18 protein-coding genes are annotated in these 20,212 nt (G+C 67.5%); 11 read left to right on the top strand and 7 right to left on the bottom strand.

The features are described 5' to 3' along the window. The first annotated feature begins 45 nt into the window (after positions 1-45). Both AC1DR7_RS12995 and AC1DR7_RS12990 read left to right on the top strand, forming a co-directional pair. On the top strand, positions 46-975 hold the full coding sequence (locus AC1DR7_RS12995) for a phosphate/phosphite/phosphonate ABC transporter substrate-binding protein (protein WP_457318746.1): 930 nt from the start codon (positions 46-48) through the stop codon (positions 973-975). Then, on the top strand, positions 972-3,098 hold the full coding sequence (locus AC1DR7_RS12990; protein ID WP_256774718.1) for a putative bifunctional diguanylate cyclase/phosphodiesterase: 2,127 nt from the start codon (positions 972-974) through the stop codon (positions 3,096-3,098). Before AC1DR7_RS12995 ends, AC1DR7_RS12990 begins: the two co-directional genes overlap by 4 nt. A gap of 33 nt (positions 3,099-3,131) precedes the next feature. Here the strand turns inward: AC1DR7_RS12990 and epmB are convergent, their stop codons facing one another. Continuing rightward, positions 3,132-4,136, bottom strand: coding sequence for an EF-P beta-lysylation protein EpmB (gene epmB, locus AC1DR7_RS12985; protein ID WP_457318744.1), 1,005 nt, complete (start codon positions 4,134-4,136; stop codon positions 3,132-3,134). Positions 4,137-4,262: 126 nt separating this feature from the next. Between epmB and efp the strand changes: the two genes are divergently transcribed. From efp to AC1DR7_RS12960, 5 genes are all read left to right on the top strand, one after another. Then, positions 4,263-4,832 (top strand): elongation factor P, encoded by a 570-nt coding sequence (gene efp, locus AC1DR7_RS12980; protein ID WP_256774720.1) that lies wholly within the window; start codon positions 4,263-4,265, stop codon positions 4,830-4,832. Between the two features lie 188 nt (positions 4,833-5,020). Continuing rightward, positions 5,021-6,364, top strand: coding sequence for a TRZ/ATZ family hydrolase (locus tag AC1DR7_RS12975; protein ID WP_256774721.1), 1,344 nt, complete (start codon positions 5,021-5,023; stop codon positions 6,362-6,364). 16 nt (positions 6,365-6,380) lie between these two features. Next, positions 6,381-7,112, top strand: coding sequence for a bifunctional 2-polyprenyl-6-hydroxyphenol methylase/3-demethylubiquinol 3-O-methyltransferase UbiG (gene ubiG / locus AC1DR7_RS12970; protein ID WP_256774722.1), 732 nt, complete (start codon positions 6,381-6,383; stop codon positions 7,110-7,112). Continuing rightward, a complete protein-coding gene (locus AC1DR7_RS12965) occupies positions 7,096-7,785 on the top strand; it encodes a phosphoglycolate phosphatase (RefSeq protein ID WP_457318740.1) in 690 nt (229 codons plus the stop codon). Before ubiG ends, AC1DR7_RS12965 begins: the two co-directional genes overlap by 17 nt. Before the next feature lie 124 nt (positions 7,786-7,909). Then, a complete protein-coding gene (locus AC1DR7_RS12960; protein WP_478051668.1) occupies positions 7,910-8,617 on the top strand; it encodes a squalene/phytoene synthase family protein in 708 nt (235 codons plus the stop codon). A gap of 317 nt (positions 8,618-8,934) precedes the next feature. Here AC1DR7_RS12960 and AC1DR7_RS12955 read toward each other — a convergent pair whose 3' ends face one another. Genes AC1DR7_RS12955 through yidD form a run of 3 tightly spaced genes read right to left on the bottom strand, consistent with a single transcriptional unit; the run spans position 8,935 to position 11,385 of the window. Beyond that, a complete protein-coding gene (locus tag AC1DR7_RS12955; protein WP_457318749.1) occupies positions 8,935-9,732 on the bottom strand; it encodes a M23 family metallopeptidase in 798 nt (265 codons plus the stop codon). A 47-nt stretch (positions 9,733-9,779) separates the two neighbouring features. Next, on the bottom strand, positions 9,780-11,126 hold the full coding sequence (locus AC1DR7_RS12950; protein WP_256774726.1) for a dihydroorotase: 1,347 nt from the start codon (positions 11,124-11,126) through the stop codon (positions 9,780-9,782). A 1-nt stretch (position 11,127) separates the two neighbouring features. Continuing rightward, positions 11,128-11,385, bottom strand: coding sequence for a membrane protein insertion efficiency factor YidD (gene yidD / locus AC1DR7_RS12945; protein ID WP_256774727.1), 258 nt, complete (start codon positions 11,383-11,385; stop codon positions 11,128-11,130). A 272-nt stretch (positions 11,386-11,657) separates the two neighbouring features. On the opposite strand from yidD, the gene dksA reads away from it, so the two are divergent. Next, positions 11,658-12,908, top strand: coding sequence for an RNA polymerase-binding protein DksA (dksA, locus tag AC1DR7_RS12940; protein ID WP_457318736.1), 1,251 nt, complete (start codon positions 11,658-11,660; stop codon positions 12,906-12,908). Between the two features lie 538 nt (positions 12,909-13,446). Here the strand turns inward: dksA and AC1DR7_RS12935 are convergent. The 3 genes from AC1DR7_RS12935 to cysS all read right to left on the bottom strand — a co-directional run bounded on the left by AC1DR7_RS12935 (position 13,447) and on the right by cysS (position 16,638). Continuing rightward, on the bottom strand, positions 13,447-14,700 hold the full coding sequence (locus tag AC1DR7_RS12935; RefSeq protein ID WP_457322050.1) for an MFS transporter: 1,254 nt from the start codon (positions 14,698-14,700) through the stop codon (positions 13,447-13,449). After that, positions 14,697-15,146, bottom strand: coding sequence for a SufE family protein (locus tag AC1DR7_RS12930; protein WP_478052180.1), 450 nt, complete (start codon positions 15,144-15,146; stop codon positions 14,697-14,699). Before AC1DR7_RS12930 ends, AC1DR7_RS12935 begins: the two co-directional genes overlap by 4 nt. Positions 15,147-15,267: 121 nt before the next feature. Then, positions 15,268-16,638: a cysteine--tRNA ligase gene (cysS, locus tag AC1DR7_RS12925; RefSeq protein ID WP_478052181.1), complete on the bottom strand. Its 1,371-nt coding sequence runs from the start codon at positions 16,636-16,638 to the stop codon at positions 15,268-15,270. Between the two features lie 188 nt (positions 16,639-16,826). On the opposite strand from cysS, the gene AC1DR7_RS12920 reads away from it, so the two are divergent. The 3 genes from AC1DR7_RS12920 to AC1DR7_RS12910 all read left to right on the top strand — a co-directional run bounded on the left by AC1DR7_RS12920 (position 16,827) and on the right by AC1DR7_RS12910 (position 20,107). Beyond that, positions 16,827-17,390, top strand: coding sequence for a hypothetical protein (locus AC1DR7_RS12920; RefSeq protein WP_256775632.1), 564 nt, complete (start codon positions 16,827-16,829; stop codon positions 17,388-17,390). 337 nt (positions 17,391-17,727) lie between these two features. Further along, the gene (locus AC1DR7_RS12915) at positions 17,728-18,738 is read left to right on the top strand and encodes an N-acetylornithine carbamoyltransferase (protein WP_478052367.1); all 1,011 of its coding nucleotides are present in this window, start codon (positions 17,728-17,730) and stop codon (positions 18,736-18,738) included. Between the two features lie 175 nt (positions 18,739-18,913). Further along, complete coding sequence (locus AC1DR7_RS12910; protein ID WP_478054895.1) at positions 18,914-20,107, top strand: argininosuccinate synthase; 1,194 nt, start codon at positions 18,914-18,916, stop codon at positions 20,105-20,107. The last annotated feature ends 105 nt before the right edge of the window (positions 20,108-20,212 follow it).

The raw sequence follows: 20,212 nt of genomic DNA, 5'->3' as shown, positions 1-20,212 counted from the left end.
TCTCACTTTTTCGGGTAGGCTGTTCGGATTCCTTGGGGGGAGTGAATGCGAGTATCAGGTCTGCGATGGCTGCTGCAGGGGGCGCTGCTGTGTCTGGCCATCGCATGGATGACCGGGCCTGCCATGGCCGATCCCGGCAACGTGCTGGTGCTGGGACGGATCAGCGACAATCCCAAGTCACACTATGCGCAACTGCAACCCCTGCTGGATTACGTGGTCCCGCGCATGCGTGATGTCGGCATTACCGAAGGTCGCATCCTGATGGCGCCCGATGCCCAGCAGATGGGCAGCTACCTGCGCCGCGGCCGCGTGGACTGGGTCACCGAGACCTCCGGCACCGCCGTGGCGCTGGGCATGCGCAGCGGCGCACAGCCCCTGCTGCTCACCGAGCGCAGCGGCGTGCGGGATTACCACACCGTCTTCTTCGTCCGCCGCGACAGTCCGATCGTTTCGCTGGCCGATCTCAAGGGGCATACCCTGGCCCTGCAGAACGTGGCCTCCACCAGCGCCTACCTGGTGCCGGTGATGACCTTGTTGCAGGAGGGGCTGACCCCGGAGATCCTGTTGTCCGCCCGCGATGCGGCCGCCCCGGATACGGTGGGCTATGTGTTCGCCCGCACCGAGGGCAACATCGCGACCCTGGTCCACAAGGGCGTGGTCGATGCCGGCGCGGTGAGCAGCGTGGACTGGTCCGACGGGCATCGGATCCCGGCCAATTTCCTGCGCGACTTCCGCGTCATCCATCGCACCGAGCCGTACCCGCGTGCGGTGGAGATGGTGCGCGCCGGGTTGGATGCGAACGTGCGTGATCGCCTGCAGCAGGTACTGCTGGAGGCCGCGGCAGATCCCTTGGCGCAGGATGCGCTGCAGAAGTTTTTTGGTACGTCCGGGTTCCATCGGGTGGATGCGCAGATGCAGCACCGGTTGGATGAACTGAAACAAGGGCTGGCTCGCGTGCGGATGGAAGTGGAATGAGGCTGTTGGGTTCCGGAATGCAGACACGGTTCGTGCTGGCGATGAGCGGCGCGATGCTGGTGGTGGTGGTGATCGTGGCGGTGGTGCTGGGGCGCCAGGCGACCATGCAGGGGGAGGTGCAGCACCTCAGCGGCAACGTCATCCACGACCTGTTCGACCGCAGCGTGCGCAGCCGCGGCGAGGCGCTGGCCCGCGAGCTGTCCGACGCGCTGGCCAACCCGCTGTACTACAACGACCTGGAGCAGGTCGGCGCGCTGGTGCGCAATACCTCGCGGCAGCAGGTGGTGCGCTACGTACTGGTGTTCGACGAGGACGGCAAGCTGGTCCACGACGGCAGCACCGAGGTGATCGATTTCGGCCGGCCGATGAGCGACCCGCTGGCCGCCGGTGCGGTCGCCGCGCGTACGCTGGTGGTGCAGCAGTCGCCCAAGGTGCTCGACAACGCCATGCCGATCATGATCGGCAACCAGCGCATCGGCGGCGTGCGGGTGGGCATGGCGCTGGACGATGTGCAGGCCATGGAGCTGCGCGCCAACCAGACCCTGGGCGAGCGCCTTCAGCAGGTCGGCAAGCGCCACCTGGGCTGGTTGCTGCTGATGCTGGGGCTGCTGGTGGGCATCGGCGTGGGCATGATCATGTATGTGCAGCGCAGCCTGGTCACGCCGATTCGCTGGCTGGCCGCGGCCGCGCGCCAGATCGAGGCGGGCGACTACCGCCCGCAGCTGCGGCAGAGCACGCGCAACGATGAAATGGGCGAGCTGGTGCGGGCCTTTGGCCGCATGAGCGAATCCATCGCCCGGCATGACCGCGAAGTGCGGCACATGGCCTACACCGATGCGCTGACCGGGCTGACCAACCGGCTGGCGTTCCGCGAGGCGCTGGACCATCGCCTGATGGCCGCGCGCGCGTCCAACCATCGGCTGGCGCTGCTGTTTGCCGACATGGACGACTTCAAGCGGGTCAACGACACCCTCGGCCACGAGGCCGGCGACGAGGCGCTGCTGCAGTTCGCCCAGCGCATCAGCACCGCCGTGGCCCAGGCCGGTGGGGACGAGGCACTGCTGGCGCGTTTTGGTGGCGATGAATTCGTGATCCTGCTCGGCGAAGGCGACGTGGCCGCCAATGCGCGGCAGCTGGCCGAGATCCTGGTGCGCGAACTCGGCAAGCCGTTGTTCGTGCAGGGCAGGGAACTGTTCCTGGGCAGCTCGATCGGCGTCACCCTGTTCCCCGACGATGCGGCCGATGCCACCACGCTGCTGAAGAACGGCGACATCGCCATGTACCAAGCCAAGATGGCCGGCAAGAACTGCTACCGCTATTACAGCCGGGCCATGGACCATGCGGTGGAACGGCGCGTGCACATGGAGCAGGAGCTGCGCGGGGCGTGGGAGCGCGGCGAGCTGCGGCTGGTCTACCAGCCGATCTTCCGCACCCGCGATCGGCGCATGGTCGGGGTGGAGGTACTGCTGCGCTGGCAGCACCCGACCTTGGGCACGATTCCGCCATCGGTGTTCATTGAAGTGGCCGAGCAGAGCGGCCTGATCGAAGTGATCGGCCCCAAGGTGCTGCGTGCGGCCTGCATGGAAGCGGTGCAGTGGCCGCACGGCGTGGACAACGATGGCCTGTTCGTCTCGGTCAACGTCTCACCGCGCCAGCTGCGCGGTGGCGAGCTGCCCAGCGTGGTCGCCGACTGCCTGCGCGACACCGGCCTGCCGGCCTCGCGCCTGCACCTGGAGCTGACCGAAACGGCGGTGATCGGCGATGAAATGCTGGCCGCGGCCCTGCTCGACAAGCTGCACCGCACCGGGGTGAAGGTGTGGCTGGACGACTTCGGTACCGGCTTCTCCGGGCTGAGCCACCTGCGCCAGGTGCCGGTGGACGGGGTCAAGATCGACAGGAGTTTCGTGGCCGACATGCAGCGCGACCCGGACGACCTGGCCCTGACCACGGCGATCATCGCCATGGCCCACGCGCTGGGGATCACCGTGGTGGCCGAAGGCATCGAGCAGGAAGTGCAGTTCGACCTGCTGGCCCAGCGTGGCTGCGACCTGGCCCAGGGCTACTGGCTGAGCCACCCGGTCAGCGCCACCGACGTGGTGCAGATGATCGAATCGGGGATGTGACGCGCCGCGGCCACCGGGGGTGGCCGCGGCGCCTTACACCGGCCGCTTGCTGCTGTCGCCGGAGATCTCGCGGACCAGCTTGGGCACCAGGTAGCCGGACAGGCGCGCGGTCAGCTGCGCATGCAGGTCCTTGGCGGTGTCATCGTCGACCTCGAAATGGGCCACGCCTTCGACCCGGTCCACCTGGTAGAGGTAGTAGGGCAGCACGCCGGCGGCGAAGCTGCGCTCGCTCAGGTCCTGCAGGGCCGGCAGTGAATCGTTGACCCCGCGCAGCAGCACCGCCTGGTTGAGCAGGGTGGCCCCGGCCGCACGCAGGCGCGCCATCGCCGCGTCCACCGAAGCATCGAATTCATTGGCGTGGTTGGCATGGATCACGAACGCCACCGGCCACGGCAGGCTGACCAGCCACCGCACCAGTTCGTCATCCACGCGCTCGGGCAGCACCACCGGCAGGCGGCTGTGGATGCGCAGGCGGCGCAGGTGAGGGATCTGCCGCAGGGCCTGGGTCAGCTCGACCAGCTTGTGGGTGGCCAGCGACAGCGGATCGCCGCCGGACAGGATCACCTCGTCGATGTCCGGGTCCAGGGCGATGGCGTCCACCGCATCGCGCCAGCCTTCCCGGGCCGCGTTCTCGCTGCCGTAGTCGAAGTGGCGACGGAAGCAGTAGCGGCAGTTGATCGCGCAGCTGCCGGTGGTCACCAGCAGGGCGCGGCCCCGATACTTCTGGATCACCCCGGTGGCCTTCTTGGCGGCGCCGTCGCCGACCGCGTCCAGGCTGAAGCCCGGCACGACCTTGAGTTCGTCGGTGATCGGCAGGACCTGGCGCAGCAGGGGGTCGTGGCGGTCGCCGTGGCGCATCCGGGCCGCAAAGCCCTGCGGGACGCGCACCGCGAACTGGCCCGCCGCCGCGTCCGACACGCCCAGCTCCAGCGGGTCCAGCCCCAGCTGCCGCAACAGCTCGCGCGGGTCGCGGATCGCCTCGCGCCACCGTTGCTGCCAGCGGACGGGGGCGGCCAGGGGCGTGGCGGAAAGCTGCATGGAATGGGGGCCTGCGGTTATCATGTGGGTCAGAAATATCGCCTCACCCCACCGGTATCGGTGGGATATCCCATTCTATCCGGCTCGCCGCGCCTGCGCGGCGTTTGCCCATTCAGGAGTTTCAGCATGGCCACTGTTGGCATGAACGATGTCAAGAACGGGATGAAGATCCTGATCAACAACGAACCGGCCGTCATCACTGAGACCGAGTACGTCAAGCCGGGCAAGGGCCAGGCCTTTACCCGCATGAAGTACCGCTTCATCAAGTCGGGCCGCGTGGTCGAAATGACCATGAAGGCGACCGACGACGTGGAGAAGGCCGACGTCGTGGATACCAACATGGACTTCATGTACAGCGACGGCGAGTTCTGGCACTTCATGGACCCCGAATCCTTCGAGCAGGTCCAGGCCACCAAGTCCGGCATGGGCGGCGCCGAGAAGTGGCTGAAGGGCGAAGAGTCCTGCATCGTCACCCTGTGGAACGGCGAGCCGATCTTCGTCCAGCCGCCGAACTTCGTCGAGCTGAAGATCACCGAAACCGACCCGGGCGTCCGCGGCGACACCTCGGGCGGCGGCGGCAAGCCGGCCACCCTGGAAACCGGCGCGGTGGTCCGCGTGCCGCTGTTCGTCAACCAGGATGAAATCATCAAGGTCGACACCCGCTCGGGCGAGTACTCCGCCCGCGCAGGCAAGTAATCCGGCGAAGCCGGATTACGGTAGAGCCGACCGTTGGTCGGCAGCGGCACCCGGTAGAGCCGACCGTTGGTCGGCTGCCGATGCCACGCGCAGCCGACCAACGGCCGGCGCTACGTCAAGAGCGTCCCGTTCCAGAGCGTCCCGGTCGCCCACACCTTCGGGTCGTCCGCCCAGACAAGTGAGCCCGCATGACCGACACCGCACGCATTCCCGAAACCTGTGACCTGCTGATCGAAGCCGGTTACGTGGTCCCGATCGAACCGCATGCGGTGGTGCTGGAAGACCACGCCGTGGCTGTGCGTGGCAGCGAGATCATCGCGATCCTGCCGCGCGCCGAGGCCCGTGCGCGTTTCGCCCCCGTCCAGACCGTCTCGCGTCCCGACGCGGCGCTGATGCCGGGCCTGGTCAACGCGCACACCCACAACCCGATGACCCTGCTGCGCGGCGTCGCCGACGACCTGCCACTGATGGTGTGGCTGCAGCAGCACATCTGGCCGGTGGAAGCGGCGGTGATCGGACCGGAGTTCGTCGCCGACGGCACCACCCTGGCGATCGCCGAGATGCTGCGCGGTGGCACCACCTGCGCCAACGAAAACTACTTCTTCTCCGACGTCCAGGCCGCGGTCTACAAGCAGCACGGTTTCCGCGCGCTGGTCGGTGCGGTGATCATTGATTTCCCCACCGCCTGGGCCAAGACCGACGACGAGTACTTCGCCAAGGCCGGCGAGCTGCACGACCAGTGGCGCAACGACCCGCTGATCGGCACCTCGTTTGCCCCGCACGCGCCGTACACGGTCAACGACGCCAACTTCGAGCGCGTGCGCATGCTGTCCGACCAGCTGGACATGCAGGTGCACCTGCACACGCATGAGACCGCACAGGAAATCAGCGACTCGATCAAGCTGCACGGCCAACGCCCGCTGGCGCGACTGGACCGTCTCGGCCTGGTCAACGACCGCCTGATCGCGGTGCACATGACCCAGCTGACCGAAGCGGAAATCCACCTGTGCGCCGAGCGTGGCGTCAGCGTGGTGCATTGCCCCGAATCCAACCTCAAACTGGCCTCCGGGTTCTGCCCGGCCTGCGCCCTGCAGCGCGCCGGGGTGAACCTGGCCATCGGCACCGATGGCTGCGCCAGCAACAACGACCTGGACATGTTCAGCGAGAACCGCACGGCGGCGATCCTGGCCAAGGCCGTGGCCAACGATGCGACCGCGTTGGACGCGGCTACCACGCTGCGCGCGGCTACCCTGGGCGGTGCGCGCGCGCTGGGCTTCGGCGACCGCATCGGGTCGATCGAGGTCGGCAAGCAGGCCGACCTGGTCTGCGTGGACCTGTCCGCGCTGGAAACCCAGCCGCTGCACCATGTGCTGTCGCAGCTTGTGTATGCCGCCGGCCGCCACCAGGTCAGCGATGTCTGGATCGCCGGGCAGCCCAAGCTGGTCCAGCGCGAGCTGGTCGGCATGGACACTGCGGCGATCGTCGCCAACGCCCGCCAGTGGCGCGAGCGCATCCGCCACATCCGCGCTTGATGCACCAAGGATTCCCATGACTACCCCGCACGCTTCCACCAATTTCGACCAGGCCGAACTGGACAAGTTCGCCGCCCTCGCCAACCGCTGGTGGGACGTCGACGGCCCGCAGAAGCCGTTGCACGCGCTCAATCCGGTGCGCCTGCAGTACGTCGCCAGCCGCGTCACGCTGCGCGGTGCGCGCGTGCTCGACATCGGCTGCGGTGGCGGCCTGCTCAGCGAAGCGTTGGCCAAGGAGGGCGCTGACGTCACCGCGATCGACTTGGCCCCGGAACTGGTCAAGGTGGCGCGGCTGCACAGCCTGGAATCGGGTGTGCAGGTGGATTATCGCGTGCAGGCCGCCGAGGACCTGGCCGCCGAACAGCCGGGCAGTTTCGACGTGGTCACCTGCATGGAAATGCTCGAGCACGTGCCGGACCCGGGCGCGATCATCGCCGCCTGCCACCGTCTGCTCAAGCCCGGTGGCCAACTGTTCCTGTCCACGGTCAACCGCACCCCGGCCGCCTTCGCGGTAGCCATCGTCGGCGCCGAGTACGTCGCGCGGCTGTTGCCCAAGGGCACGCACCACTACCAGGATTTCATCAAGCCGGCCGAGCTGGGCAAGTGGCTGCGCGCGTCCGATTTCAACCTGCGCGACGTCAGCGGCATGGCCTACGAACCGTGGCGCAACCGCGCGCGCCTGAGTTCGCGCACCGACATCAATTACCTGGCCCATGCGGTCAAGCCGGACGATGCCGCCCGTGTCTGAGTCTGGTTTCCCGCAGGCGGTGTTGTTCGACCTGGACGGCACGCTGCTCGACAGCGCGCCGGACATGCTGGCCACGGCCAACGCGATGCTGGCCGCGCGCGAGCGCCCGCCGACCACCCTGGACGCACTGCGTCCGGTGGTCTCCAAGGGCTCGCGAGCGATGGTGTCGGTGGCCTTCCCGGAACTGGGGCAGATCGAGCGCGATGCGCTGGTGCCGGAGTTCCTCGAGCGCTATGAAGGCCTGATCGGCCAGTACGCGACGCTGTTCGACGGCGTGGCAGGCATGCTCGATGCGCTGGATGCCGCCGGCTGCGTGTGGGGCATCGTCACCAACAAGCCGGAATACCTGGCCCGTCTGATCGTGCCGCAGCTGGGCTGGGAAAGTCGCTGCAAGGTGCTGATCGGGGGCGATACCCTGGCCCAGCGCAAGCCGCATCCGCTGCCCCTGCTGGCCGCAGCCGAGCGCCTGCAGATCGACCCGGCCACCTGCATCTACGTGGGCGATGACGAACGCGACATCGTCGCTGCCAATGCCGCCGGCATGGCCTCGGTGGCCGCGCTGTGGGGTTACCGGCTCGATGCCGACGACCCGCTGGCGTGGGGCGCGGAGTGCATGATCGAACAGCCCGCGCAGCTGCAGCGGGCTGACGCCTGGCCGGTGGCACGCGCCTGATCGCCCGCCAGGCATCGGCCGTGGGCCGAGGCGCAACGCAACCCAGGCATGCACCGGCAATCGGCCGGTGCACACCCCGGTAGCCGCCGACGGTTGGTCGGCACATCACTTCCAAGGATTTCCCGTGACAACTTCCAGCGCCCTCGACAGTTTCCTGGACAAGTGGCGGACCCGCTGGCCGGAATGGTCGGTGGCCGAACCGTTCGTGCCCGAGGCGCAGCGCAGCCTGGCCGTGGCATGGTTCACGCTGCTGCAGGAGTTCGACGACATCCTCAACACCAACGGCGACCCGACCCCGTCCGACGCCAAGCTGGCGTGGTGGGGCGAAGAACTGCGCAGCTGGGCCGCGCAGCGCTCGCGGCATCCGCTGGGGCGCCTGCTGGAGCCGGTGCGTGCGCCGTGGACGGCGCTGGCCGACACCCTGCCGGACTTGATCGATGCGCGCGCAGCCGCGCTGGAGCCGGCGCAGGCGCGGCGTGCGCTGCAGCCCTACGCAGCGGCAGTGGCGGCGGTGGAAGCGGTGATGTTCGACACCCCGGCGCGTGGCGACGTGGCCGCCCCGGTGCTGGTACAGACGTTGGCGCAGCGGCTGCAGGAGGCGGGCGTGGCGGCGGTACCGCGCTCGCTGCTGGACGTCGACGGCGACACCGCCGCCCAGCAGTGGGCGCGGCAGCTGCTGGCCCAATGGCCGGCGCGTGTCGCCGGTCCGCGCGTACGTCGCATGTATGCCTCCCTGGCACGCACGCGGCTGCAGGCCAGCGCGCAAGGCCGCGAGCTCAAGGTAACGCCGATGCGCACGTTGCTGCGCACGTGGTGGGCCGGTCGGGGCTGATCTGGCGCCACCCTGTAGATGTGGCGGCAACAGGAGGCACCGCCTCTGTGTGGCGGCCTCGGGAGGCATTCACCGCCTGCGTGCGTCGGCACCGGCAGGCGCGCACCGGTAGGGGCGGTTCCCGAACGACCGCCGGCCGTGTTGATCGACACTGGGGCGCATGACGGCTGCCGGAGCAGCGCTTTCGTCAGTGATCATGCGTAACCGGATGGTGCACCGCCCTCGGCGGTCGTTCGGGAACCGACCCTCACAGCGCGCCGTACCGGCCGCGCACAACTCGCTTGCCGCGCGCGCAGCTTACCTGCCGCATGCATCCATCACTTGCCGCGTTCAAGCACCAGCAGTGGATCGATCCGCGTGTCGAACCAGTTCATGCCCCAGTGCAGGTGTGGCCCGGTCGCACGCCCGGTGGCGCCGACGGCGGCGATGACCTGGCCCTGTTCGACGCGGTCGCCGACCTTCACGTCGATGCGCGACAGGTGCAGGAAGTTCGAGCTGATCCCGAAACCATGGTCCAGCAGCAAGGTGCCACCGGTCAGGTACAGGTCCGGGCCGGCGAAGGTGACCACGCCGGCCGCCGGTGCCTTCACCGGGGTGCCGGTCGGCACGGCGATGTCCATGCCCGAGTGACCCGCGCCGGGCTGGCCGTTGTAGACGCGCGCATTGCCGAAACGGCCGCTGATGCGGCCCTGCACCGGCCAGATGAAGGCCTGGGCGAAGTCGGTGCGGTTGTCGTCGCGCGCACGCGCGGCGGTGACCTGGGCCTGCTCGCGCTTGATCCGTTCGGCAATTGCTGGCGGCGGGTTGACGGTCTTGGGCGGCACGCCGTTGACCCGCTCGGTCGGCCAGTCGCGCGCGGTCACCGCGATGCTGACCGTCTCGCTGCCGCCGTCGGGGCGCTGTACCTGGAGCTGCAGCGGCCCTTTCTCGTCGCGCCCGATGCCGAACACCACGCTGCCATAGCCACTCACCCGCAGGCTGCGGCCGGCGTACTGGACCACGCTTCCGGCCGGCACCTTGCCGATCACCATCGCGCCCTGCGACGCACTGGCGGTAAACACGACGCGACCGTCCGCCTGCGCCGAGGCGGGCGAGGGCAGCATGCCGCCCACCATCACACCGCCTGCCAGGAGCAGGCCGACACTCAAGACCCGTGCACGCATCAGCGGTCGAAGCTCATGCGCTGACCATTGGGCGCACCGACCAGCTGCGTCCCGTCCCAGGCCAGTTCGCCGTTGACCCAGGTCGAGGCGATGCGCGAGCGGAAGGTCATGCCTTCAAACGGAGACCAGCCGCACTTGGACAGCACATCTTCGCGCTTGACCGTAAACGGCACGTCTTCCACCAGCACCAGGTCGGCGAAGTAGCCTTCGCGCAGGTAGCCGCGCTGGCTCACATCGAACAGCTGCGCCGGAGCGTGCGCGAACTTCTGCACCACCTGGGTGATGTCCAGCTTGCCTTCGTGGACCAGCTCCAGCGCGGCGACCAGCGCGTACTGCACCAGCGGCAGGCCGGACGGTGCCTGCGGGTAGGGCTTCTGCTTCTCTTCCCAGGTGTGCGGGGCGTGGTCGGTGGCCAGCACGTCGATCACGTCCTCGGCCACGGCGCGGGTCAGGGCCTCGCGATCGCTGGCTTCCTTGATGGCCGGGTTGCACTTGATCAGGTTGCCCAGCCGCGCGTAATCGCTGCGGTCAAAGCGAAGGAAGTGGATGCAGGTCTCGGCGGTGATCTGCTTGCGGCTGCCATCGGCACGGATCAGCGGGCCGCGCTCGAACAGTTTCAGTTCGTCGGCGGTGGAGATGTGCAGCACGTGCAGGCGGGTGCCGTGCTTTTTGGCCAGCGAGACGGCCAGCTCGGAGGACTTCAGGCAGGCCTCGCGCGAGCGGATGTCCGGGTGCTGTTCGGCACTGAGGGCGTCGCCATACTTCTCGGCGTACTCCTTGGCCTTGGCATCGATCATCGGCGTGTCTTCGCAATGCGTGATGATCGGGGTCGGCGCGTCGCGGAAGATCGCGTCGAGGGTGTCCGGGTTGTCCACCAGCATGTTGCCGGTGGAGGCACCCATGAACACCTTGATGCCCGGTGCGGTCTTGGGGTCCAGCGACTGGATGTGGGCCAGGTTGTCGTTGCTGGCGCCCATGTAGAAGCCGTAGTTGGCGCGTGCGCGGCCGGCGGCGGCGTCGTATTTGGCCTGCAGGATGTCGGCGCTGAGCGTCGGCGGATTGGTGTTGGGCATGTCCATGAAGCTGGTCAGGCCGCCGGCCACGGCCGCGGCCGATTCGGTGGCGATGTCGCCCTTGTGGGTCAGGCCCGGCTCGCGGAAGTGCACCTGGTCGTCGATCATGCCCGGCAGCAGCCAGCGGCCGGCGGCATCTACGACGGTTTCACCCGGGCGGGCCTCCAGGCCGGCGCCGATCTGCGCGATGCGGCCGTTTTCGATGCGCAGGTCGCCGTCGCTGATGCGACCTTCGTTGACCAGGCGGGCGTTGACGATGAGCGTGGAGGACATTTCAGTGTTTTCCTGTGCAGCGGCAGGCGGCGTCGTCCGTGGCGCGCGGCGGCACCTCGTCGATGCCACCGGGATGGAAGGGATGGCAACGGCCCAGCCGGCGCGCGGCCAGCCAGCTCCCGCGCGCGGGCCCATGCGTGGCGATGGCCTGCATGGCGTATTCAGAACAGCTGGGCATGAAGCGGCAACGCGGCCCCAGCAACGGGCTGATGAAGCGCTTGTAGAAGCGCAGCAGGGCGATGAGCAGGCGTGAGATCACCCGCCAATCTTAGAGCAGTTGGCATGAAGGCCGCATTTGTCGCAGGATGGGGCGTTGGCTCCCCTCCGCGTCCACGCGCGTGGCGGGCCGCCCCGGCTGCTGGCCGGGTCAGGTGCCGAACGGCGCAGGTCGGTCCGCTCGATGGGCGGATCGGCCGCACCCCTTGTGACTCCGGGGCTGAACGGAGTAGGCGGTGTGGTTGCTGCTGCTGGTCGGGTAGGCTATAAAGGCCCGCTTTCCCGGGCCCCGGGGAAACCAAGGAAGAGCGTTTCGTGGCTGCTAAAAAAACTGCAAAGAAGGCCGTCAAGGCCGCCAAGAAAACCGCCAAGCCTGTTGCTAAGAAGTTGGCGGCCAAGTCCGTTGCCAAAAAACCGGCCCCCAAGCCGGCTGGCAAGCCTGCATCCAAACAACCGGCGGCCAGGACGGCACCCGTAAAGAAATCCACGGCCAAGGCACCGGCCACGCCGGCGAAGAAAGCCGTCGCCAAGAAGCCGGTGGTCGCCAAGACCCCGGTGAAGAAGGCGGCTGCCACCAAGCCGGTAGTAAAGAAAGCGGCGGCCAAGAAGGCTGCGCCGTCCAAGCCGGTCGCCAAGGCGCCGGTGAAGAAGGCCGCGGTCGGCAAGACCGTCGCGAAGAAATCCGCGGCGCCGGCTGTGTCCAAGCCGGCTCCCAAGCCGACCCCGGTGAAGAAGGTTGCGGCCAAACAGCCGTCGCCCGCGCCGGTGAAGGCGAGCAAGACTGCCAGCAAGCCCGTGGCAACCAGGTCGGCGTCCAAGCCGGCTGCAGCACCCGTAGTGAAGTCCGCACCGAAGCCGGCATCGCCGGCACCGGCCAAGTCTGTCCCGGCCAAGTCCGCGGCCAAGCCTGTTACCCCTCCGGCGTCCGCGCCGGCGCCGGTAGCGGCAGCCCCCGCCTCGAAAGCCCCGCAAAACAAGAATCCCGTGCCCGTTTCGAAATCGCCTGCAAAAACCCCCGTCAAGTCCGAGTCCGCCCCCAAGCCTGTGTCGCGTCCGGTCGGCAAGGTCGCCGTTGCCGTGGCAGCGCGCTCGTCTGCTCCGGCTCCGCGCACCAAGGTCAAGGTGGTGGAATACAAGACTGACGAAGCCACTGGTCGTCCGATCCTGCCCGACGGCTACAAGCCGAGTGCGGAAGAGGAATACATGAGCCCGCTGCAGCTGGAGTATTTCCGCCAGCGCCTGCAGCACTGGCGCAATGATCTGGTCGAGGAATCCAAGCAGACCATCGCGAACCTGCAGGAAGAAGTGCGTGATATCGGCGATGAAGCCGAGCGCGCCACCCGCGAGACCGAGAACTCGCTGGAACTGCGTACCCGCGATCGTTACCGCAAGCTGATCGGCAAGATCAACAGCACGCTCAAGCGCCTGGAAGACGGTGACTACGGCTACTGTGTCGATACGGGCGAGGAAATCGGCCTGGATCGTCTGGAAGCCCGTCTGACCGCCGAACGCACCATCGACGCCCAGGAGCGTTGGGAGCACCTGCAGAAGCAGCAGGGCGACTGATTGCCTGGTTGTTGATGGATGCACAGAGAAACCCGGCTTCGGCCGGGTTTTTTTTTGGTTTTTTCTTCAAGTCATGCGCTCAGGTCAACGACACAACCAGGTCAACTGCTCTGGGTGTGCGCCTGTGCTGGCTTGGGCGGGTACGGRTGGGCTGGCGGGACACGCTGCAAGTACGTCCTTGTAAGCTCGCGTGCGCCATCCATGGCGCACGACGGTCCCGCCARCCCACCCGTACCCGCCCTTGACCGTGTGCTGGTGCGCAACGAAAGAGCGCGGCACGTGCGCCGGGTCATCGCGCTCTGCCTTGCCATGGCCACCGAGAACTCTCCGGGGCGGGTACGGGTAGGTTGGTGGGACCGTTGGGCGCCATGGATGGCGCACGCGAGCCTCCACGGATGGATTTACGGCGTGTCCCGCCAGCCCACCCGTACCCGCGCCAATCAGTGCAGGTAAGCACTCGCCGCCTTTGCTCTCCGTTTCTGTACCAGGCAGAGCGTCTTTTCAGCGCACAGTCAACGGCATGCCGAGCGATCAGTAGCTACTGCAGGTCGCGCAGGTTCAAGTTGCGCAGGGTGGGGTTCTTCCAGGCGGTGACGCCGGCCACGCTCAGCACCGCGAAACCGCCCAGGACCACCGCAGGGACCAGCCCGAGCAGCTTGGCCATCGTGCCGGCGTAGAACGCACCCAGTTCGTTGGAGGAACTGATGAAGATCCCGTTGATCGAGGACACCCGGCCGCGCATCGCTTCGGGTGTGGCCAACTGCAGGATCGTCGAGCGGATCACCACCGACACCCCGTCGAACGCCCCGTAGAACAGCAGGATCAGCGCCGACAGCCAGAAGCTGTGCGACAGGCCGAAGCCGATCACGCACAGGCCGAACCCGGCCACCGCGCACAGCAGCACCCGCCCGGCATTGCGCTGCAGCGGACGACGGGCCAGCCACAGCCCCACGCAGACCGACCCCAGTGCCGGTGCCGCGCGCAGGATGCCCAGCCCTTCCGGGCCGTGGTGCAGGATTTCATGCAGGAACGCCGGCAGCATCGCCACCACCCCGCCCAGCAGCACCGAAAACATGTCCAGTGCCATCGCCCCGACCATGATCCGGTTACCCAGCACGAAGCGACCGCCCTCGGCGATGCTCTTGAAGATCGGCGCGGCCGGGCCGGCGTGCACCGGCTCGGACACCCGCAGCACCGCCAGGCAGCCCACCGCGATCAGCGCCACCGCCACCGCCACCCCGTAGGCCACGCCCTTGCCGCCGGTGGCCACCAGCAGGCCGCCCAGCGCCGGGCCGGCCACCATGCCGGCCTGGAACACCACCGCGCCCAGGCCCGCGCCGCGCGCGTACTGCGGGCGTTCGAGTACCCGGGCGAACAGCGCGTTGTAGATCGGCGACAGGAACGCGCGGACCATGCCGGTCATCGCGATCGCCGCGTAGATCGGCCACACCCCGTGGAACGGCAACCAGCCCTGCGCGACCGCGGTAAGCACCACGGCGGTGAGTACCAGCCCGCTGGCCGCCACCATGCCCAGCCGGCGGCGCGGCAGGTGGTCCACCAGGTAGCCGGCGAACGGGGTCACGCAGAAGAACGGCAGCACCTCGGCCAGGCCGACCAGGCCCAGCGAGAACGGATTGCGGGTTACTTCGTAGATGTGCCAGCCGACCGTGACCGCCACGATCTGGTAGGACAGCATCGCGCAGATGCGATACGCCAGCAGCAATGCGAAGCCGGGCCGCGCCAGCAGCGTGAGCGCGCGCTCCGGTGTCTCGGCAGGGGCGTCGGTACTCACGACTGCGCGTGCTGGGACTGCGCGGTCTCGCGGATGAAGGCGAGCATGGCCGCCACGCCGTTGCTGCGCGTTGGCGACAGATGGCGCGACAGCCCGATGTCCTGGATGTAGGTCGGTTCGGTGGCCAGGATCTCGGCCGCCGAGCGCCCCGAGTACACGCGCAGCGCCAGGTAGATCAGCCCGGAGACGATCGCCGAGTCGCTGATGGCGTGGAAGCGCAGGGTCTGCGCATTGCCTTCCGGCACGATCCAGACCATCGACTGGCAGCCGAGCAGACGGTGCTGTTCGGTCTTCCACTCTTCCGGGAAGGTCGGCAGCTTGCGGCCCAGGTCGATCAGGTACTGGTAACGCTCGGACCAGTCGCCGAAGAAGGCGAACTCCTCGGCGATGGCGGCCTGTGCCTCGGCAGCTGTGGCTTCAAGCGGGAACGGGGATGAGATGGTCATGGGGGGCTCCGGGCCGGTGTGCGCCTTCCGTGGGCTSGCCGTGATGGTTCAAAGGAAGCGCCCGGTCGTCCATGGCCGGGTCCGTGTCGTGGCAGCGCCCGGCCCTTGGCCGGGCGACGCATCAGCGCTTGCGTGCCCAGCGCACGCCCTGGGCGGTGTCCTCCAGCACGATGCCCTCGGCGGCGAGCTGGTCGCGCAGGGCATCGGCCCGGGCAAAGTCGCGCGCCTGCTTGGCTGCGCTGCGCGCGTCGATCAGGCCCTGGATGCGCGCGTCGTCGTCGGCATCGCCGGGGGCATTGCCGAACCACGCGGCCGGATCCTGCTGCAGCAGGCCCAGCGCCAAGCCGGCGCCGAGCAACGCGGTCTTCCACTGCGCCTGCTCGCCCGGGGCGGCCTTGCGGGCCTCGCCGGCGATGCGGGCCAGTTCGGCCAGCGCCTGCGGGGTGTTGAGGTCATCGTCCAGCGCTGCCTCGATCTCGGCCGGGATCACCGCCGCCGCCTGCACGTCGGCCAGGTCGCGCAGGGTGCCGTACAGACGGTCCAGCGTCCGTACGGACTGCTCGATCAGCGCATCGGACCAGTCCAGCGGCTGCCGGTAGTGCGCCGACAGCAGCGCATAGCGCAGCGCTTCGGGGGCGTGCTTGCGGACCAGGTCGTGCACGCGCTCGATGTTGCCGATCGACTTGCTCATCTTCGCACCGCCGAAGTTGAGCATGCCGTTGTGCAGCCAGAACCGCGCGAAGATCCGCCCGCCATGGGCGCACTCACTCTGCGCGATCTCGTTTTCGTGGTGCGGGAACTGCAGGTCCACGCCGCCGGCATGGATGTCGATGGTTTCACCCAGGTGCGCGGCGGCCATTGCCGAGCACTCGATGTGCCAGCCGGGGCGGCCACGGCCCCACGGCGATGCCCAGCCGGGCAGGTCGTCGCTGGACGGCTTCCACAGCACGAAGTCGCCCGGCTCGCGCTTGTAGGGGGCCACGTCCACGCGTGCGCCGGCCAGCATTTCGTCCGGGTCCCGGCGCGAGAGCTTGCCGTAGTCGGCGTAGGAGCTGACCGAGAACAGCACGTGGCCTTCGGCGGCGTAGGCGTGGCCGGCGGCGATCAGCTGCTCGATCATCGTCACGATCTGCGGTATGTGCGCGGTGGCTTCCGGCTCGATATCCGGGGGAACCACGCCCAACGCGCCCATGTCTTCACGGTAGGCGGCGGCGAAACGGTCGGTGATGGCGCTGATCGGCACGTTCTGTTCACGCGCGGCGGTGTTGATCTTGTCGTCCACGTCGGTGATGTTGCGCGCATAGCGCAGGCCGCCAAAGCGGCGCCGCAGCAGGTCGGCCAGCACCCCGAACACCACCGGGCCACGGGCATTGCCGATGTGCACATAGTTGTAGACCGTGGGGCCGCAGACATACAGGGTCGGACAGGTCGCATCGAGCGGGGTGAACGGTTCGAGCTGGCGTGTCAGGGTGTTGTGCAGGCGCAGGGTCATGGGGGTCGGTGGCGGGGAGGGAAGGGGGCAAGCCCACGATTTTAGATCACATCCGCGTTCAGCGCCGGGGGTCCTGGCTGTCCGCCAGGGCAACGGCCTATGGGCAGAATCGTCGCGGAAGGGTAATGTTCAGCCCCTTGTGCCTGGCACTCCCTAAACTAGCCACCTTGTCCTCTTACCTGTTGCCAATGAAATCCGCTTCGTTGCTGACGCTGGCCTGCCTGCTCGGAGGTGCCGCCTTCGGGGCGTGCGCCCAGGACGGTGAGGTCCGTAACCGGGTGGTGATCGTGGAGAACGTCAAGTTCGACTACGCACAGGTGCTCAACGTGGAGCCGGTGTTCCAGACCCTGCGCGCGACCCGCACCGAAGAGCACTGCGAGCCGGTGTCCACGCGCACGCTGGCGCCGGTCAACGTGACCGGCGAGGAGCCGCAGGAAGACAAGGGCCGCTTCGGCCGTTTCATGGACTCGGTGCGCTCGATCTTCCGCCGTGAAGACGGGAGCGAGGAAGAGACGCCGGTCGCCGAGGCGCCGGCCCCGGCGGCCAACAACGGCCCGCTGCTGACCCGTGAATGCCGGATCATTCCGGTCGGCCGCGAGTTCCGCCGGCCCATCGCCTATGACGTGGACTACGTCTACAAGGGCACCAAATACCGCTCGCGACTGCCCGAAGATCCGGGCAACCGGCTCAAGATCCGGGTCTCGATCACTCCGTGGATGGGCGCCGAGCAGGGCAGCGCCGCCAATCCGTGAGGTCTGTCGCCTGAATGTTCCCTTCAGGTCTTGCACCCACCCCGTGCGCATGCAAAGATTGGCGGCCATGAAACTCACCGACTTCCAGCACGACACCAGCGCCGCCCGTATGGCTACGGGCATGACGTCGCGTGCCCGCCGACCGGAACCCCACATTTTCGCTGGGTAACCGGAGCTTCGTGCTGTCTGTTCGGAAAACCCAGCCCCCGCGCTGGGTTTTTTCGTTTCTACGATCTGAAAAGTTTCATCTGTATACGTTTGTTTGAGCCCTGACCGCGCCCCGGCGCCCCCAACCTCCCCCGGCAACGGTGGAAAACCAGCCGCAAAGGATCGATCGATGTCCCTGAAGCACTTCCTGAACACCCAGGATTGGAGCCGCACCGACCTGGATGCCCTGCTGACCCAGGCCGCGCTGTTCAAGCGCAACAAGCTGGGTAACGAGCTCAAGGGCAAGTCGATTGCCCTGGTGTTCTTCAATCCGTCCATGCGCACCCGCACCAGCTTCGAGCTGGGGGCCTTCCAGCTGGGCGGCCACGCGATCGTGCTGCAGCCGGGCAAGGATGCATGGCCCATCGAGTTCAACCTGGGCTCGGTAATGGACGGGGACACCGAAGAGCACATCGCCGAGGTGGCGCGGGTGCTGGGCCGCTACGTCGACCTGATCGGCGTGCGTGCGTTCCCGAAGTTCATCGACTGGACCAAGGATCGCGAGGACGAAGTGCTCAGGAGCTTTGCCAAGTACTCGCCGGTGCCGGTCATCAATATGGAGACCATCACCCACCCGTGCCAGGAACTGGCCCACGTGATGGCGCTGCAGGAACACTTCGGCACCCAGGACCTGCGCGGCAAGAAGTACGTGCTGACCTGGACCTACCACCCCAAGCCGCTCAACACCGCCGTGGCCAACTCGGCGCTGACCATCGCCACCCGCATGGGCATGGACGTGACCCTGCTGTGCCCGACCCCGGACTACCTCCTGGACGAGCGCTACATGGGCTGGGCCGAGCAGAACGTGGCCGAGAGCGGCGGTTCGCTGCAGGTCAGCCATGACATCGCCAGCGCCTACGCCGGTGCCGACGTGGTGTACGCCAAGAGCTGGGGCGCGCTGCCGTTCTTCGGCAACTGGGAACCGGAAAAGCCGATCCGCGACCAGTACAAGCACTTCATCGTCGACGAAGCCAAGATGGCCCTCACCAACAACGGTGTCTTCAGCCACTGCCTGCCGCTGCGCCGCAACGTGAAGGCCACCGACGGGGTAATGGACTCGGCGCAGTGCATCGCCATCGACGAAGCCGAGAACCGCCTGCATGTGCAGAAGGCGATCATGTCGGCGCTGATCGGCCGGTAACGCCATCAACGGGTATCGAACATTGCAGCCGACCAACGGTCGGCTCTACCCAACCGGCGCATCGAACAATTCAGCCGATCAACGCAAGATTTCAGCCGATCGGCGCACCGAACATTCCTGCCGACCAACGGTCGGCTCTACCGAATCCTCATCCCCCAATTGGACCCTGACCCCCATGAGCAATAAAGACATCGTCCTGGCTTTCTCCGGCGGACTCGACACCAGCTTCTGCGTGCCCTACCTGCAGGAGCGCGGCTACAACGTGCACACCGTGTTTGCCGATACCGGCGGCGTCGATGACGACGAGCGCGATTTCATCGAGAAGCGCGCCGCCGAGCTGGGCGTCACCAGCCACGTCACCGTCGACGGTGGCCCGGCGATCTGGAACGGCTTCGTCAAGCCGTTCGTGTGGGCCGGCGAAGGCTACCAGGGCCAGTACCCGCTGCTGGTGTCCGACCGTTACCTGATCGTGGACGCCGCACTCAAGCGCGCCGCCGAGCTGGGCACCAACATCATCGCCCACGGCTGCACCGGCATGGGCAACGACCAGGTCCGCTTCGACCTGGCCGTGAAGGCACTGGGCGACTATCAGATCGTCGCCCCGATCCGCGAGATCCAGAAAGAGCACACCCAGACCCGCGCCTACGAGCAGAAGTACCTGGAAGAGCGCGGCTTCGGCGTGCGCGCCAAGCAGCAGGCCTACACCATCAACGAGAACCTGCTGGGCCTGACCATGTCCGGTGGCGAGATCGACCGTTGGGAAGCGCCGGGCGAAGGTGCCCGTGGCTGGTGCGCGCCGCGCAGCGCGTGGCCGATCGAGCCGCTGACCGTCAAGCTGAAGTTCGTCGAAGGCGAGGCGGTCGAGCTGGACGGCAAGGCACTGCCGGGTGAGCAGATCCTGGTCAAGCTCAACAAGCTGTTCGCCCCGTACGGCGTCGGCCGTGGCGTGTACACCGGCGACACCGTGATCGGCCTGAAGGGCCGCATCGTGTTCGAAGCCCCGGGCCTGGTCTCGTTGCTGGCCGCGCACCGCGCGCTGGAAGACGCGGTGCTGACCAAGCAGCAGAACCGCTTCAAGCCGGACGTGGCGCGCAAGTGGGTGGAGCTGGTGTACGAAGGCTTCTACCACGACCCGCTCAAGACCGACATCGAGGCGTTCCTGAAGTCCTCGCAGACCAAGGTCAACGGCGAAGTGGTGCTGGAAACCCGTGGCGGGCGCGTCGATGCGGTGGCGGTGAAGTCGCCGCACCTGCTCAACACCAAGGGCGCCACCTATGCGCAGTCGGCCGATTGGGGCGTGGAAGAGGCGGAAGGCTTCATCAAGCTGTTCGGCATGAGCTCGACCTTGTACGCGCAGGTAAACCGCTAAGCCGATTCACCGGGGTGCCGGCCACTGGCCGGCGCCTCGCAAAGCCGATGGAGGGGTAGTGCCGGCCGCTGGCCGGCTCCTGGAACGGCCGGATCATTGCAGAGC

The organism is Stenotrophomonas sp. P5_A9 (assembly GCF_056400525.1).
The sequence above is the reverse complement of the archived record's forward strand: the minus strand, read 5'-3'. Positions and strand labels throughout refer to the sequence as shown.

What these genes read in the sequence shown, in the direction of transcription:
- AC1DR7_RS12995 (WP_457318746.1), top strand. Translation starts at nt 46, where the DNA reads ATGCGAGTATCAGGTCTGCGATGGCTGCTGCAGGGGGCGCTGCTGTGT.
- AC1DR7_RS12990 (WP_256774718.1), top strand. Translation starts at nt 972, where the DNA reads ATGAGGCTGTTGGGTTCCGGAATGCAGACACGGTTCGTGCTGGCGATG.
- epmB (WP_457318744.1), bottom strand. Translation starts at nt 4,136, where the DNA reads ATGCAGCTTTCCGCCACGCCCCTGGCCGCCCCCGTCCGCTGGCAGCAA.
- efp (WP_256774720.1), top strand. Translation starts at nt 4,263, where the DNA reads ATGGCCACTGTTGGCATGAACGATGTCAAGAACGGGATGAAGATCCTG.
- AC1DR7_RS12975 (WP_256774721.1), top strand. Translation starts at nt 5,021, where the DNA reads ATGACCGACACCGCACGCATTCCCGAAACCTGTGACCTGCTGATCGAA.
- ubiG (WP_256774722.1), top strand. Translation starts at nt 6,381, where the DNA reads ATGACTACCCCGCACGCTTCCACCAATTTCGACCAGGCCGAACTGGAC.
- AC1DR7_RS12965 (WP_457318740.1), top strand. Translation starts at nt 7,096, where the DNA reads ATGCCGCCCGTGTCTGAGTCTGGTTTCCCGCAGGCGGTGTTGTTCGAC.
- AC1DR7_RS12955 (WP_457318749.1), bottom strand. Translation starts at nt 9,732, where the DNA reads ATGGTGGGCGGCATGCTGCCCTCGCCCGCCTCGGCGCAGGCGGACGGT.
- AC1DR7_RS12950 (WP_256774726.1), bottom strand. Translation starts at nt 11,126, where the DNA reads ATGTCCTCCACGCTCATCGTCAACGCCCGCCTGGTCAACGAAGGTCGC.
- AC1DR7_RS12930 (WP_478052180.1), bottom strand. Translation starts at nt 15,146, where the DNA reads ATGACCATCTCATCCCCGTTCCCGCTTGAAGCCACAGCTGCCGAGGCA.
- cysS (WP_478052181.1), bottom strand. Translation starts at nt 16,638, where the DNA reads ATGACCCTGCGCCTGCACAACACCCTGACACGCCAGCTCGAACCGTTC.
- AC1DR7_RS12920 (WP_256775632.1), top strand. Translation starts at nt 16,827, where the DNA reads ATGAAATCCGCTTCGTTGCTGACGCTGGCCTGCCTGCTCGGAGGTGCC.
- AC1DR7_RS12915 (WP_478052367.1), top strand. Translation starts at nt 17,728, where the DNA reads ATGTCCCTGAAGCACTTCCTGAACACCCAGGATTGGAGCCGCACCGAC.
- AC1DR7_RS12910 (WP_478054895.1), top strand. Translation starts at nt 18,914, where the DNA reads ATGAGCAATAAAGACATCGTCCTGGCTTTCTCCGGCGGACTCGACACC.